Genomic DNA, 15153 nt, shown 5'->3' with positions numbered 1-15153 from the left:
TACATAGCGCTAAAAGTGCTTGCTCAATTAAGCGTTGTTTTTGCAAAAATTAACTCATATATGGATGAATATCATGTAAAATCGGCGTTTGTTTTTTAACATATCTGGCTCAAGGATGAATCGGCGGATCTCTCTACGTTATATTTTGTTTGTTATTTGCATGTTTGCGGCTTTGCTGCCGACCTTAATGGTTAGCTCTTGGGTTCAGCATCAAGTTCAACAAAATGAAACCGCCACAGTGCATGAAAAGCACTTACTTATCGCGCGCAATCTAAGTACTGCACTGGCTCGTTATGCCAACGATACAGCGGCTATTTTTAGCAGTGCTAACCAGCAAATCAGCCTTGAACATTTTCATAATGACTTATCACCACTACTTAAAGAAATAAACTTATACGCCTTGTTTGAGTGGCAGCAAGGGCGAGGCCAACGCTTCTTTTATGGCGAATCAACCTTAAGCATTTTCAACAGTGTGCCAGCGCAGGTTCAAGTAGCTATGGAGCAAGCTCGAGCGAACAAAAACCAAGTGTATTTTAGTGGGGTAGTGGTAGAAGGGGTGCCTCAGCCGACCATCTTTTTAGCGGTTTACCAAGGCCAAGATCGTTTCCTAATGGGCGCTTTGGGCACCCAATACCTGCTAGAAAGTCAGTCTGAAGTGCGATTTGGTGAGCTAGGACATGTGGCTATTTTTGATCAATACGGGCGAGTTTTAGCGCACCCTAACGAGCAGTGGAGTATTCGAGCGAAAGATCTTTCTGGTTTAGCTCCAGTCGTGTTGATGCGCGATAACAACTTTGGTGTGAGCGAGTTTTATTCACCCGCATTGCAAGCCGACATGATCGCAGGTTATGCCAAGGTCGAAAATACTGGCTGGGGGATTATTGTTCCTCAACCCCTCACTGAGCTTCAGGCCTACTCTTTAAAACTGCAGCGCTATGCATTTTTTGTTAGCCTGTTATGTGTATTTGTGGTGGGCGTAATTAGCTGGTATTTGGCCTGTATGATTGTCCGGCCAATTAGCCAAGTAGTAGATACTGCTCAAGGTATTTCTCATGGTGAGATGGGCAAGTTTGTAAACCCTAAACGCTGGTTTATACCGGTTGAGATTGCCGCGTTAATTGCCAAGTTTAATGCCATGGCTGGTGAGGTTTATACCAGCAGGACTTTGTTGGAACAGCGAGTTAAACAGCGAACTGCGGCTCTTAGTAAAGAAGTTGCGGTGCGTAAAAAGGCCGAAGAGCAAGTATGGCAGCAAGCAAACTTTGACCCACTTACCGGCTTACCTAATCGGCGTATGCTCAATCGGCTTCTTAGTGATGCTCTTGCCACGCGTTTAGAAACCGAACGTGTGAGTTTAATGCTGTTGGATTTAGACCAATTTAAAGGCATTAACGATACTCTGGGTCACGACATGGGCGATATGTTGCTGCAAATTGCTGCTCAGCGTATTCAGCATTGTATATTGCAAGGTGAACATGTCGCCCGCTTAGGTGGCGACGAGTTTATTATCTTGCTCAAAGAATCCGGTGACGGTAGCAGGGTAGCGGAATTGGGTGAGGCGGTACTTAAAACCTTGAGCACCCCGTTCCAACTTGGCATTGAGCGGGTGTATATTTCAACCAGCATCGGTGTGGCGTTTTCGCCAAATGATGGCGAGAAAATTGACGACCTTCTAAAACATGCCGACCAAGCAATGTATGTGGCCAAACAAGAGGGGCGTAACCGTTTAAGTTACTTCACTGCATCCTTGCAGGAGCAGGCTCAAGTACGCCGTTTGTTAGCAAACGATTTACGCCAAGCGGTAGCGAAAAAGCAGCTGCATTTACACTACCAACCAATTGTGGACTTGAATACCGGAGAGCTGCTTAAGGCTGAAGTCCTGGTTCGCTGGTTACACCCTAGCCAAGGTTGGATTAGCCCTAGCGACTTTATTCATGTTGCTGAAGAAACTGGTGTGGTAGTAGAAATTGGCAATTGGGTATTTAGCACCGCGGTTGCTCAACTAAAAGCCTGGAAAGAGCGTGGCTTAAGCCCTATTCAACTAAGTATTAATACTTCTCCCAAACAATATTATGAAGCAGAGTGCGATGTTAATCAGTGGCTAAACGAATTGTCGGAAGCGGGTTTATCTAGCGCCGATGTGGTAATGGAAATTACCGAAGGTTTGCTGATGGAAAACAGCCCAGTAGTGAATGAAAAGCTATTAGCCTTTAGCAAGGCTGGCGTTGAGGTAGCCTTAGACGACTTTGGTACCGGTTATTCTTCACTGGCTTACCTGCAAAAATTTGATATTGAATATCTCAAGATTGATCGCATGTTCATTCATAACCTTGAGCAAGACGGTGATGACTTAATTGTGTGTAAAGCGATTGTGGTGATGGCGCATAAACTGGGCATTCATGTTATTGCAGAAGGTATTGAAACAGAGCACCAAGCTAACTTACTGCGTGAAGCTGGATGTGATTTTGCCCAAGGTTACTGGTTTGCTAAACCCTTGCCTCATGATGAGTTTGAACTCATGCTTAGTGAAAGCTCCGCTTGTTTGCTGCCACAAAAACGCTAATAGCCGTTCAACATTTGGTGGCCATTAAGGCTTGATACTTTGGTATTGCCCCTTGCTGCAGTTTGTTACAATGACCACTTCTAGGCGCACAGGCTACTAATTAATTATGCTGGAAATATCTAATACCGTTAGTTTAGGTGAATGGGAAATTGAGCTTAGCGCTATTCGTGCTCAAGGTGCTGGCGGGCAAAACGTAAATAAAGTCTCTAGCGCGGTACATTTACGCTTTGATATTCCCCATTCAAGCTTGCCTGCATTTTATAAAGAGCGCTTGCTTAAGCTCAACGATCAACGCATAAGTAAAGACGGTGTATTAATCATTAAGGCGCAAAGTCATCGTACTCAAGAACGAAATAAAGAAGATGCCTTACAACGCTTAAAAGAGTTGATCCTAAGCGCGGTGGTTGTACAAAAAAAACGCCGTCCAACCAAGGCTACTTATGGCTCTCAGCGTCGCCGCATGGATAAAAAAACGCAGCGTGGCCAAACCAAGCAGCTACGTGGGAAAATTTCTTACTAAACGCGCATTTCTGCTATTTCATTTCGTGAGTTTTTTCAGCTCGTGACCTCGCTCGGAAAATCTTCGGAAACTGCCACAATCTTTTCCTTAGCGGCTGACGTCTGCAATTTTTATGTGTAACGTTATCTAGCCATTCTCAACGAGGACACACTATGCCGCGCCTACTCGCTTTTGGTGAAGTATTGGTGGATTGGATCCCTTTGGAGTTTCAACGCCAAGGTAAAATAGATATTCCTATTTATGGGCAATATCCTGGTGGCGCGCCAGCTAATGTAGCAGTGGCCGTTGCAGGCTTAGGCCATCAAGCCTTAATGCTAGGGCAAGTGGGAGACGATGCCGCAGGCCACTACCTGCGAGATTGCCTAGTACGCCAAGCGGTAAATTGTGACTACCTGTTAAGCAGCAAACTCTACGCCACTCCTATGGCCTTTGTGAGTTTGGACGCAGAAGGAGAGCGCAGCTTTAGCTTTCAACGCAGTGATACAGCAGATCTAAAAGTGCGCCTAAAGGATTTCCCCCAACAGGTGCTAGAAGAGGAGGGTATTTTACATGTTTGCTCTAATACCCTTACCGAAAATGATATTGCAGAAACCACCTCTAATATTTTGTCTGCAGCTAAACAAGCTGGTTTGCTTATAAGCTTTGATGTGAATATACGCTTGCCGCTTTGGGCAAGCACCGAGCAGCTTTTTCAGCGGGTGATAGATACGGCCGCGGCTAGCGATATGCTTAAGCTCAGTCAAGAAGAGTGGGATTACCTTAGTAAACTTGGCCAGGTAAATGATTTAGCGACATTTCTTTTTGAGCGAGGGGTAAGCCTTATCCTATTAACCGATGGTGCCAAAGATGTGCAACTCCTAACGGCTAATTGGCAGACAAGCCTTGCTACACCCAAGGTTACTGTGGTTGATACCACCGGGGCTGGGGATGCCTTTACCGGGGCTTGGCTGGCTTCACTTATGCAGCAAAACATTTGTAAGCGGGAGTCGTTAACTCAGGCTATTGATTCACAAACTCCACTGCTAGATGCCTTACAAGCCGCAGTGGTCGCAGGGGCGCTAGCTGTAACCAAACGCGGTGCATGGAGCGCCTTACCCAGCGCTGCAGACATTCACGCATTCATTCAAAGCAAGGAGTAGTCATGCTTCCGGTTTTTCGTAGTTCTCAGTTTTTAGAGCAGCATGTAAGTGCGCTTAGTCAGTTTTATCAGCAGCATGCCATTGACCCGCAAGGCGGATATTTTCAAGCCATTGCCGCTAATGGGGAAGCCGAAGAAAAAGGCCTTAAGCAGTTGGTGAGCTCAACACGACTCGCTTACATATTCGCCCATGTTGGTTTATTGGATAATAATACCGAGTATTTGCAGCTGGCAGAACATGGCTTTAAGTTTGTTGAGCAACAGCATTTTGACCCGCAACGACAAGCTTACAATTGGGTACTTGATGATGATAGCCCAATAGACAAAAGTAACCTTTGTTATGGTTTAGCATTTGTAGTGCTGATGTATTCAGCCGCCGTGAAGCTGGGGCGAGCAGGTGCCAAACAACAGTTAGCCGCTACCTTTGATTTGATGGAACAGCGCTTTTGGCAAGCAGAATGGGGCTTGTACGCCGATGAAGCCAGTGCCGACTGGCTCGAATTAAGCGATTATCGTGGCCAAAATGCCAATATGCATGCTTGTGAAGCGATGATTGCTGCGTATGAGGCTACTCAAGAACAACGTTATTTGCATCGCGCTATCACGATTGCACAAAACATTTGTTTACGCCAAGGCTACACCACAGACGGTTTGATTTGGGAGCATTATCAAGCAGATTGGCAGGTGGATTGGGACTTTAATCGCGACGATCCTAAAAACCTTTATCGCCCTTGGGGCTTCCAGCCTGGCCACCAAACCGAATGGGCAAAATTGTTGGTGATGTTATCTCGTCATCATAAGGCTGGGTGGTTACTCCCTTGTGCAGAGAAACTGTTTGGCTTTGCCATGGAGAAAGCCTGGGATCACCAATATGGTGGCTTATATTACGGAATAGCCCCAGACGGCAGTGTTTGTGATGATGAAAAATACTTTTGGGTTCAAGCTGAATCTTTTGCCGCCGCCGCGCTGTTAGCAACAGCAACCGGCAAGCAGGAGTATTGGAGCGCTTATGACAGCCTGTGGAAGTATAGCTGGCAGTTTTTCTGCGAGGCTCAACATAAGCCTTGGTGGCGAGTATTAAGTAGAGAAGGGCAGGTACAAGATCCACTTGTTGCAAGGCCCGGAGCAAAGATTGACTACCACACCATAGGCGCCTGCTTAGAAGTACTACGTGCCATGCAAGCTTAACCCTAGGCAATCCGCTCAAACTTCAATAGCCAACACCCTTTGGTTGGCTATTGGCATTCACCTCTGGATATTTTCATTTCTCGAAATATTGCTTCGTCTGTTAGAGCTTTTGTTTGCGTAGCTGCGCATGGGGAAACCGTTGCTCTTTTAGTAGCGGTGTTGCCTATACTAAAGGCACATCTTCTTGGCAGTACTCACTGCTCCGCTAAAGGGACTTAAGTCTTGGAAACCTATTACAGTCTTTGTTACTTGGCTGCCTTGGCTATGCTGATTGCTTATATCAATAGCCGAGTGGGGTCGGTGCAATCAACCATTACTATAACCGCTGCCTCTATTGTCCTTTCTTTGATAATGATCTTGTTGGGAGAAACTGGTGTACTAAAAAGCTTTCCGCAGCTTATAGCGTCTATTAATGCGATTAACTTTCAGAACCTGTTGCTGCATGGCATGTTGGGATTTCTGCTATTTGCTGGTGGCTTAGGCATAAACTTAAAACACTTAGCGAGCCAAGGGGTGGAGATTGCTGTTTTGGCGCTATTTTCAACCTTGTTATCGAGTTTCTTAGTGGCTGGTTTGCTGTGGTGCTTATTGCCTTACATTGGCTTACCCTTGGATTTTATTTATTGCCTGTTGTTTGGCGCGCTTATTTCGCCCACCGATCCCATCGCCGTGTTGGCTATTGTGAAGAAAATGAATGCGCCTCAGCAAATCGCGATTCAAGTGGAGGGTGAGTCTCTGTTTAACGATGGCTTTGGTTTAGTGATGTTTGTGTCGGTATTTGGCATTGCCTTCTCCCATGAAGCCTTGAGTGTTCCCGCTATTTCTTGGTTGTTTTTGCAAGAAGCTGGTGGTGGCATAATCTATGGTTTTGTTTTGGGTTTCGTTGCCAATTATTTAATTAAACATACCGACGATGATTCATTGGAGCTCTTGGTGAGTTTGGCTATTCCTACTGCTGGCTTTGTATTTGCTGAGCAATTGGGCGTGTCTGGTGCCTTAGCAATGGTTGTGGCAGGTATTTATATCGGTAATATCACCCGCGAGCGGCATTTTACTCAAGCCAGCAAACAAAGTTTTGACCACCTATGGCATGTACTTGAAGAGTTCTTGAATAACCTATTGTTTTTGATGATTGGCTTGGTGTTGATCAGCTTTGTTTTTCATCTAGAAGATTTGTGGTTAATGCTATTGGCCATCCCTTTGGTATTGCTAAGCCGTTTAGTGAGCGTTGCCCTTCCTTATTTAGGTTTTTCACTGTTTAAAAAGTACAACCCCATGTCACTACCAATTTTAACCTGGGGCGGATTACGTGGTGGTTTGGCTTTGGCTATGGCCATGTCTGTGCCTGCAGGCGTAATGGTATTGCCGGAAAAGAACATCGATGTACGTGAGATGATTTTGGTGATGACCTATACAGTAGTGGTTTTTTCTATATTGGTACAAGGAGCTAGCATTGTTCCTTTGATCAATAAGTCTAAATCTTATGAGCCTTAAGTGGCGCAGCATTTATTGCTGTTGCTTACTGTGGGGCTAAGTAACGCTGTTTGGTTTTTTCAACAAAACCTTCGTCGTGTAAAAGTTGGATCTGGATGGCGATTTGCTGAACCAGCTTAACATCGGTATTTTTGGAAGCGGCTAAGAATAACAAGTTAGTGACAACGGGATCGCCAATAATGAGTGGCTGCTCGGGAAATAGCTGGTTCCAATACCAAATAGACTCGGGTGTGCCATTAAACCAAGCATCAATGCGGCCTAATTGCAGCATCTTGGCGGTGCTTGGCCCTATTTTAAGTTCCACTATTTGGCTATCTAAAAAATTTTTGTTTTTAAGTATTTGAGCCTGCGCCGAACCTAAACCCACCCCTACCTTGTTAAGTGTTTTTTTGGCTTGTTGATAGTCATTAATACGCAGCTTAGTGGTGGCAAAGCTACGCTCTAAATCCATTATATAAGCTACCCAAGTAAAGTGCTCTTCGCGGCTAGGTAGCAAAGCCAAAGGCATGATAAATATGTTTTCGCCTTCGCGGGTAATCCGTTGGGCTCGTTTCCAGGGTACTTCTTGCAGTAAAACTTGGTGTCCTAAGCGGGTGAATGCTTCGATAACCACATCTCCTACAATGCCAGCTTGTTTCGCATCAAGCATGGTAAGTGGTGGGGCATCGATGCTGTAAACAGTATAGGTAGCGGCCTGCAGGCTGTGGCTTTGCAAGATTTTAAACAATAGCAACAATGCCAGCATAAGGCGCATTAATTGGTGTCTCTCAAGATTAAAAAATGTTCTTATAAAAATAGCCTATGCTTTTAAAAACAGCGAGTTATTAAGGCTCTATGTATTCTTTAAAGCGATGAAGCGGCCAGTGTTAAGTTGCCGGACTAGGGTATAATCTTGCTAAGCAAGTTAACGCGGCTTTTGCTAGCTAAATTGAAGTTTTGATACAACAGGATGTTGCTAATGACTAAAAAGGGATGTTTGGTACTTGTAGCACTTATGCTGCAGGCCTGCTCGGCTCAAATTACCGCTCCAGATTATGCGATTGAAGACTCGTGGACAAGCCAACAACTAGAAGATAGGCGCTGGCGTGCAGCAGATGAGTTAGAAAAAGACTATTTAAAACTCGCCTCAGAATCTGAGTTACCTAGCCAACCGGCAACAGTGAAAGTTGTTGGCTCTACGACCGAAGAGGCCATTCAAAGTTTAGCCATTAAAGTCCACCTGATTGAACAAGCGCAACATAGTGTAGATCTTGCTTACTATATATTTACTCCCGACCTTTCTGGTGATGCCATTTTGGGAGCGTTATGCGAGGCAGTAAAGCGCGGTGTTGATGTGCGCATTATGGTCGACAGTTTGGGCTCGCTAAGTATGGAACATGGCGATCTAAAAGGCCTTATTGAGTGTGCTAAAAGTGCCGGCTTTGTTAAGGCCCGCAATGGTGAAGTTACCACCAATCGAGCACGTGTTCAGGCGGTAGTGTTTAATGCTCTCACCCAGTTTGGTTCAGACGCAAATCGTCGCTCTCACGATAAACTACTCATTGCTGATGGTGCTTATCCAGATAAAGCCTGGGTAATGACCGGTGGCCGTAATGTTTCGCTGCATTACTACGGTTTAGATCATCATGGTGAGCTTGACCCTAATGCTTTTAAAGATTTAGAAGTGCTTATTCGTCCGTTAGCTGACGCTCATATAAAGAATTCTCCTGCACAACTAAGCGAGTATTATTACTCGGTGCTGTTCTCAAAGCCTGGCAATAAACGCCTATCAATTACATTTCCTTATAGCGCGAGGATGCAGCAGTCTTTGGATTCGCTAGCTGAGCTTAAAGGGAACGTTGAGTTTGCGGTGGCCTACCAAACCATCGACCAATATTTACAGGAAGGGTTCTCTCCGGTTGATACTCGTTTTGCTCATGAACTTGATAACTTAAGCTCAACGGATTTAGTGAGCAACTACAGTACCAACAAAAAGGCTAATGCTAATTCAATTAGTGGTATCTTGGCGCGCGCGGCTTACGGTGATAATGACTTAACGACTATTCGTGTAGTGTCCCCCTACCTGTTTTTGCAGTCTGATCTGTTGAAAGATGAAGGGGTGTTAGAAGAAGATGTAAATACGGCCTTAGAGTGGTTGGATAAAGATCCTGAGCGCAAAATTGAAATCATTACTAACTCGGTTCTAAGTAGCGATAATTTCTTCACTCAAGCAGTGATTGATATGCACACTGTGCCGTCTATTTTAATGAGTGAAGAGATGCGCCAAATCTGGTTAGAGTCTGATTTAGATTTACACGAAAATAACCCAGAGTTTATCGCATCAGCCGAATGGCAAGCCTTAGTTAATCACCCTCGAATTTTCTTTTATCAATTAGGTAAACCTGATGCGGTGTCTTTGGGGGGGGGGAACCTATTACGGCAAATTGCATGCGAAGTTTATTGTAGTAGATGAGTCAGCTTTTGTAGGAACTACCAATCTTGATTTCCGTTCGTTACTTTACAATAACGAAGTGGGCTTTTTCTTCCAGGGCGAAGAATTGATAGAGCGTTTAAATCAAGAATTTGAGCTACTTAAGTCGCAGTCTTCTCGTTGGGGAAGCAGTGAATGGCTTGAAATTCGCCAGAAGCTACGAGACCAAGGTGGAATGAAAGGAACCACCACCAAAGGCCAGCGAGGTATTTATAAAACCTTGGATAAAACTGGCCTCAAGTATCAGTTTTAGTTAATACAAAAAAACGGCCCCAAGGGCCGTTTTAAATCTGCAAGTTATGGCTGTTTGGTAAGAATAAAACGGCCGTCGCTGCTTACTACAAAGCCATTACGTAAGTAGTTCTTACCTAAAATCATGCTATAGCTAAAGTTCTCTCGGTTTTGCAAGTTAACCCGTACTGTCTCTGTTACGTTTCCTAGTTTAACTTCCATCATTACAACCGGACGAGAGTTGGCTTTTTCGCCTACCCGCGCCTTAATGGTCATTTCGTCAACCACTTCTCGGGTGAACTCCTGCTCTAAACCGTCGCTATTGCGATAGGTGAACGTCACCATGGGTTTGCCATTTTTATCAAAGCGTTTTACTTGCTCAGCATGCATCGAACTGACATCTGCACCGGTATCCAGTTTTACTGAAATCGATAAGTCTTCTACTTTAGCTTGTTCTACATAACCAGCGCGAATTACCGCTCTTTTATCAAAAATATTGTTGGTACGTGTATTCACCCATACAGGGCCATCAGCAAAACTCTCGCCGATGAGCAGCTCTTCAGGATCGTCTTTACTGGCTAGCTCTAGTGCAATGTCAGTTTGGTAGTTTTTGCCTGCTAGGGCAATTTTGGGAGTGATCACTGGGCGAGTAACTTCACCAACAACAATGTTACGGTCAATGGGCTGTTCAAATACATAAACCTTGTTGTAGATGTCAGTGGCTGAAAACGCTGCTATTGGTTTATTTTGCTCGCTTCGTTCTAGCGTTTTTAAGCTTTTCACCCTCATTAGAAAAGTATTAACAGCAAAAGAGGGTTCGGCTTTAAAAGTAACATCATCAATGGTGATCCGCTCTTCTGGGCTCATCATTAAAGGTGGCTTATTTGCAAAGTCCATTGCAGATTTAAGCGCTTTATCAGCTAAAAACTCAGCACTTAAATCAATGAGGAAGTACTGGTTTAGTGCTTCGGTGCCAAGACGCAGCTGAGTAGAGCGTTTAGAACGATCACGCAGTAGTAACTCTATATGTTTTAGTTCTTGGCCAATACTAATAGGCATGTTCACCATTGGGTGATGTTTATCGCCAATTTTCAACATTTTAAGTAGTGGTAGCGTATATGCTTTGGATTTGTTGTTTTTGCCTACTGCCTCAAAGCTCACTTGCTTCTTGTCTTCATCTACCTTTATATTCGCCGCATTTAGGCTGGTGCGTCGATTAGCCAAAGATACACTTATTGCTAAAGGAAGGTCGTCTAAATAGGCGGTTTCTTTATTGCTGATGATTTTTGCTTCAGGTTCTTGCTGCAAGTAGTCATAACTCGAGTCAACCCAAGCTTGCTCTCGCAAAAAGGTTTTGCCAATTAAGATGGGGTAGGAGAAGGCGCTGCGATCGGTAAGGTTTACCGCTGTGTTTACCGTAATATCACCCGACGACAAAGCAAGCTCAATCACCGGGCGGTAGAGTATGCCGTGGTCTCCGCGCCCTTGAATACCACTGAGCCTAGCAAGTGGTCGTTCTAAAGTAATGGCTTCACCAGTATGCGGGTGAATTAAATCAAACTTTACTGTGGCATTGATATTGCGCTCAGGCGTATCAAAACTGTCTAGCCACCATTCACTATCTGGATCGCCAAAGCTTTCTGCGATGCTTTTAAGTAAGGCTTCGCCTTGTAAATCGGCAAATTTGGGGTTGCTACTTTGAATACTAATGTTAAGTGCATGAATCGAGGTGGTATCGGCACCTGTGTCAATTTTAGCGGGTACTCCCACTCCCTTGAGCGAATCCACATTAGCATAGTAAATGAACTCGATTCGACCCATTACCAGTTTGTCGTCTAGATGGTAATGCGGTCCATTGTTGTAGAAAGGACTTTGTTCTAGAGAGGTAGCTAAGCTGTGAGATTGAGCAGCGAATATACACAGCAAAGAGATGAGAGTTCTGGAAATAAATTTCATCATTGGCCTTTCTTTCAATAAAGTTATATTTGTTATAGCACTTAATGTCTTTAATCATAGCGCCATGTGGTAAATAAAGTGAGTTTTTTTAATAAGTTGCCGTATTTAGATAGCAAACTATTTGGTAGGTTCAGGATCATCAAAAGTAGAGTGCGTGCGGCTAAGATTAGTCACTAAGATCGATGTATAGGTCGCCTTTATTACTTGGCTTACTATTCTTCGGAATTGCAGATTGATTGAGCTTGTCTCGAGCTTGGTTTAGGCGTGAGTCAAAAAAGCTGGCTTGTTGGGCAAGTTGGTCTAGCGGTTTTGGCTCGGCGTTTATCATTGCTTTTTGTGCATGATTGATAGCCTGTTGGCTATTGCTGGCATCGATACCCATTACCGATACCCCCATTTGGCTTTGCATAGCCCCCAAGCTGGCTTGATCGTTGGGTTTCAACAATTGGGTGATAGCTTGATTTAAACGTTGCTGAATAAGTTGTAGCTTTTTGGGCGCACTTAAGAAGCCAGAAATGGCTCCTTTGCCTAAAAAACCTATTGATATGGCTTGGTTGAGTTTTTTTAAATTACCCAGCAATAGCTGTTTAAGGCGTAGGCTTGCTTCTTCATTTTGATGTTCTAGTTTTAGCGCAAAAACGATTAACGTTTCTTGCCTTGATAGTTTCTTTTGAGCCAGTGCCAGTTGTTGAGCAAATTTAGCTTCGCTATTCCAAACCTGCTGTTGTTGAGGGGCTAATTCGGCAACCAGTTGATAAAGGGTAAAGCGTCTTTTAGGGGCGTTAGTATGGATGCTTTTTAAACGAGCATCTAGCGGTACTCGCTGGCCACCAAGGCTTTTAATGTAGTGCTTAACCTTGCCGTTTTCATCGGCATCGGAGTGAACCACTTTACTGGCAAGCAATTGGTAACTGGTTTGTTGTAACGAGGTGCAAGCAGCTTGATTGAGCCAAATAATCGTATCATTTTGATTGCAGATAACCGCCGGAATGAGTTCTGCGCTTAAGTGTTCTTGAATTAACTCTCGTTCTTCAGCTTTACTCAGTAACGGCAGAATAAATTCGATGGAGCCGTTTACTTGGTTTATTTGTTCTCGCCAAATTAATACTTGGCCAATATAGCGTTTACCTTTGATGTTAAAAATCAGGTTTAGCTCTAAAGTTTGTTGCTGGTTCTGAGAATCAAAAATCGCCCGCTGCAAATAAGTTATTTGCTCGGCTTCTAAACGGCTAATTAGCTGTTTTAAGCTTAATTGCTGTTCGCTGGGGTAAGCTAAGGCATCAATTAAAGGTCTATCGCAATGTACTTGGCTGCTGTTTCGAATCCAGTGCCAGGCGAGAGGAAAGCCCTGTAATTGCTTTATGAGATCTTTATCAGTCATACCAACACCATAGAGTCACCTTTAGCTTAACTGTTGATCTTATTTCTAAATGAATAACTCAATATAAACCTTTCAGCTTAAATATTAGGTGATGGATTTGTAAATACAAATAATTGCTGCGCTTTTAAGTTGTTTTGAAGACGTGCTTTTTGCGGGTTGAGCATGATTTAGCTCAGTTAGTACCACAATAGTATGATTACCTTAACTGTTTTAATGCCTGTTGATTGCACCTTAGATTGGCTGATTGGTATAGTGCCGTTAATCAATAGTGATAGGTGGTTATGATTGCCACCAACATAGCAGTGTTGGGTTTGTTGCGAACAAGCTCAAAGGGAAAGGTCATGGACGCTGAAAATATAGATTTCTTGGTTCACCAAATGCTCGCTGAAGGCGGCTCATTTGATGAAGCATTCTTGGTGGATTTTTTAACCGAGCATAATGGAGAGCCCCCCTCTCAGCAGCTTATTGAGCAGGCTAAAGCCAGTGCTCAAAAACAGCTCACTAAAACTTATCAGCAGCAACATGCCATTGCGCAATTGCCGAATGGTTTCGCTAATTCACTAAATGATTGGTTTGTGCAGTTGGCGCAATCAACAGAAGCAAGAATCGAACGGCTTACTCAAGAAAAACAGCAAAGCTGGGAAGAAGGCCGCGAGGCCCTTATTGTTGCGCACCGCCAACAACTTGATGAAGCCGCAAAGCTACAAAAAAGTGCCGAGCAAGAGTGTCAAGAACTGCGTGAAAAATTAGAGCAAGCGGCCGCCAAAACTAGCGAGCTTTTTGGTGAGCTAGATAAGTCTAAACAGCAAAGTGAAGAGCAGGTTCAGCAGCTTAAAGACGCGCAGCGAGCCCTACATGATAGTGAACAAAGCACTCAAAGCTACCAGGAGCAGTATCAACAGCTTGAGCAACAAGTTCAAAGCCTTCAAGCTGAGCTACAAGCAGCCGAAAATGACCAACAAACCTTACAGACCTTGCAGGTAGCAAAGCTAGAACTTGAGCAGCAGCTACAAGAGAATCAACAAGAGCTAGAGGCTTACCAGCAAAATGGTAAAGAAGCCCAGCAACAGCAAACTGAAGTGGAACAGGCTTTGCGCAAGCAATTGGGAGAAATGAGTGAAGCTCTAGACAAAGAGTTAGCGCTAACCAAACAGCTTACCGAAGAACACTGTGATGTAAGTGAGCGAATGACTAGCTTGGTGAAAACTAAGCAAGGCTTAGAGGCCACCAATCAAGAGCTACAAACAAGTCTTGAACAACAGCAGAAACAATTGCAAGAGCGGGATACACAAAGCCAAACATTACAGCAGCAAAGTGACCAACAGCGTGAAGAGCAGCAGCAACTAGCAGAACAAGTCGAGCAACTAAGCCAAGAGTTAGCCGCAGCTAAGCAAGCTCATTCTGAGCTGCAAGAACAAGCTGCCGATGGCAGTGAATTAGCAGCCGCAGCGGAACGTGAAGAAGAGCTTTCTCAAAAGCTGATTGCATTAGAGCAGCGTTGTTTGGAAGATGCCCAAACAATTCAAGAGTTAACTCAGCAACAACAGATTGTGAACCAAGAACTAGAAGAGTTGCGTGGTGATAAACAGGCTTTAGATACTGTGAGTCGAAGCGCAGAAGCTCAGCTAGAGCAAGTACTTCCAGAACTAGAGAAAACGCAGCAACAAGAACAAGAGCTGCGTGAGCGAGTAGAAAAAGTAGAATCTAAATACCTAGAAGCTACTTCCGAGTTAGACCAAATTCGTAAGCAACTTGCAGCAGCTAACTCTCAGCTTGAGTTAAGCAATAGCATGGCAGATACGGATAGCCGCTTATTGGATAAGGAGCATCAACTTAAAGAGCTCAAGCAGCAATTGGTAACGCTCGAATCTAACTACCGAAAAGAGCAACAAGGGCACTCGTTAACTAAGCAAGCCTTGAGCCAGCTAGATGAGCAAATCCTTGATGCTCAAATTGACAGTGGTAACTTGCAGGGGCAACTAAACGAGCTGGAAGACAAGCTAAAAGCCGGTGAGTTAGCTAATCGTCAGCTACAACGAGAAATTGCTGAAGCGCACCAAGATATTAGTCAACTTAGCCAAGCGAACGTAACACTCAATGACAAGTTGGAGTTAGCCTTAAAAGCCAAGGCTAAATCTCCCGCTTAGTTTTTTGCTTTATAAAAAAGGCTAGCAATTTGCTAGCCTTTTTCGTTTATAGCTGGTGGATATTC

General features: G+C 44.2%; 11 protein-coding genes. 8 read left to right on the top strand and 3 right to left on the bottom strand.

Going from position 1 to position 15153, the window contains the following annotated elements; translation table 11 throughout:
* The first annotated feature begins 115 nt into the window (after positions 1-115).
* The 5 genes from LQZ07_RS21065 to LQZ07_RS21045 all read left to right on the top strand — a co-directional run bounded on the left by LQZ07_RS21065 (position 116) and on the right by LQZ07_RS21045 (position 6903).
* Entirely contained in the window at positions 116-2563 is a 2448-nt protein-coding gene (locus tag LQZ07_RS21065; RefSeq protein ID WP_152784190.1) for an EAL domain-containing protein, read from the top strand.
* Positions 2564-2669: 106 nt separating this feature from the next.
* Positions 2670-3083 carry an alternative ribosome rescue aminoacyl-tRNA hydrolase ArfB gene (gene arfB, locus LQZ07_RS21060; RefSeq protein WP_016403398.1) on the top strand — a complete coding sequence of 138 codons (414 nt, stop codon included), beginning with the start codon at positions 2670-2672 and terminating at the stop codon, positions 3081-3083.
* Positions 3084-3235: 152 nt separating this feature from the next.
* Complete coding sequence (locus LQZ07_RS21055) at positions 3236-4222, top strand: carbohydrate kinase (RefSeq protein ID WP_152784192.1); 987 nt, start codon at positions 3236-3238, stop codon at positions 4220-4222.
* Between the two features lie 2 nt (positions 4223-4224).
* Positions 4225-5409: an AGE family epimerase/isomerase gene (locus LQZ07_RS21050; protein WP_152784194.1), complete on the top strand. Its 1185-nt coding sequence runs from the start codon at positions 4225-4227 to the stop codon at positions 5407-5409.
* Positions 5410-5631: 222 nt separating this feature from the next.
* A complete protein-coding gene (locus LQZ07_RS21045) occupies positions 5632-6903 on the top strand; it encodes a sodium:proton antiporter (protein ID WP_152784196.1) in 1272 nt (423 codons plus the stop codon).
* A gap of 25 nt (positions 6904-6928) precedes the next feature.
* Here the strand turns inward: LQZ07_RS21045 and LQZ07_RS21040 are convergent, their stop codons facing one another.
* On the bottom strand, positions 6929-7657 hold the full coding sequence (locus tag LQZ07_RS21040; RefSeq protein ID WP_152784198.1) for an ABC transporter substrate-binding protein: 729 nt from the start codon (positions 7655-7657) through the stop codon (positions 6929-6931).
* A 204-nt stretch (positions 7658-7861) separates the two neighbouring features.
* On the opposite strand from LQZ07_RS21040, the gene LQZ07_RS21035 reads away from it, so the two are divergent.
* Both LQZ07_RS21035 and LQZ07_RS21030 read left to right on the top strand, forming a co-directional pair.
* The gene (locus tag LQZ07_RS21035) at positions 7862-9355 is read left to right on the top strand and encodes a phospholipase D-like domain-containing protein (protein ID WP_227981512.1); all 1494 of its coding nucleotides are present in this window, start codon (positions 7862-7864) and stop codon (positions 9353-9355) included.
* Positions 9327-9626: a phosphatidylserine/phosphatidylglycerophosphate/cardiolipin synthase family protein gene (locus LQZ07_RS21030; RefSeq protein ID WP_249483340.1), complete on the top strand. Its 300-nt coding sequence runs from the start codon at positions 9327-9329 to the stop codon at positions 9624-9626. Before LQZ07_RS21035 ends, LQZ07_RS21030 begins: the two co-directional genes overlap by 29 nt.
* Positions 9627-9670: 44 nt before the next feature.
* Here the strand turns inward: LQZ07_RS21030 and LQZ07_RS21025 are convergent, their stop codons facing one another.
* Complete coding sequence (locus tag LQZ07_RS21025) at positions 9671-11563, bottom strand: RimK/LysX family protein (protein WP_152784200.1); 1893 nt, start codon at positions 11561-11563, stop codon at positions 9671-9673.
* 163 nt (positions 11564-11726) lie between these two features.
* On the bottom strand, positions 11727-12941 hold the full coding sequence (locus LQZ07_RS21020) for a hypothetical protein (RefSeq protein WP_152784201.1): 1215 nt from the start codon (positions 12939-12941) through the stop codon (positions 11727-11729).
* Positions 12942-13282: 341 nt separating this feature from the next.
* Between LQZ07_RS21020 and LQZ07_RS21015 the strand changes: the two genes are divergently transcribed.
* Positions 13283-15088 carry a hypothetical protein gene (locus tag LQZ07_RS21015; RefSeq protein WP_152784203.1) on the top strand — a complete coding sequence of 602 codons (1806 nt, stop codon included), beginning with the start codon at positions 13283-13285 and terminating at the stop codon, positions 15086-15088.
* The last annotated feature ends 65 nt before the right edge of the window (positions 15089-15153 follow it).

The organism is Agarivorans sp. B2Z047 (genome assembly GCF_023373605.1).
Taxonomy (GTDB): domain Bacteria; phylum Pseudomonadota; class Gammaproteobacteria; order Enterobacterales; family Celerinatantimonadaceae; genus Agarivorans; species Agarivorans albus.
The sequence above is the reverse complement of the archived record's forward strand: the minus strand, read 5'-3'. Positions and strand labels throughout refer to the sequence as shown.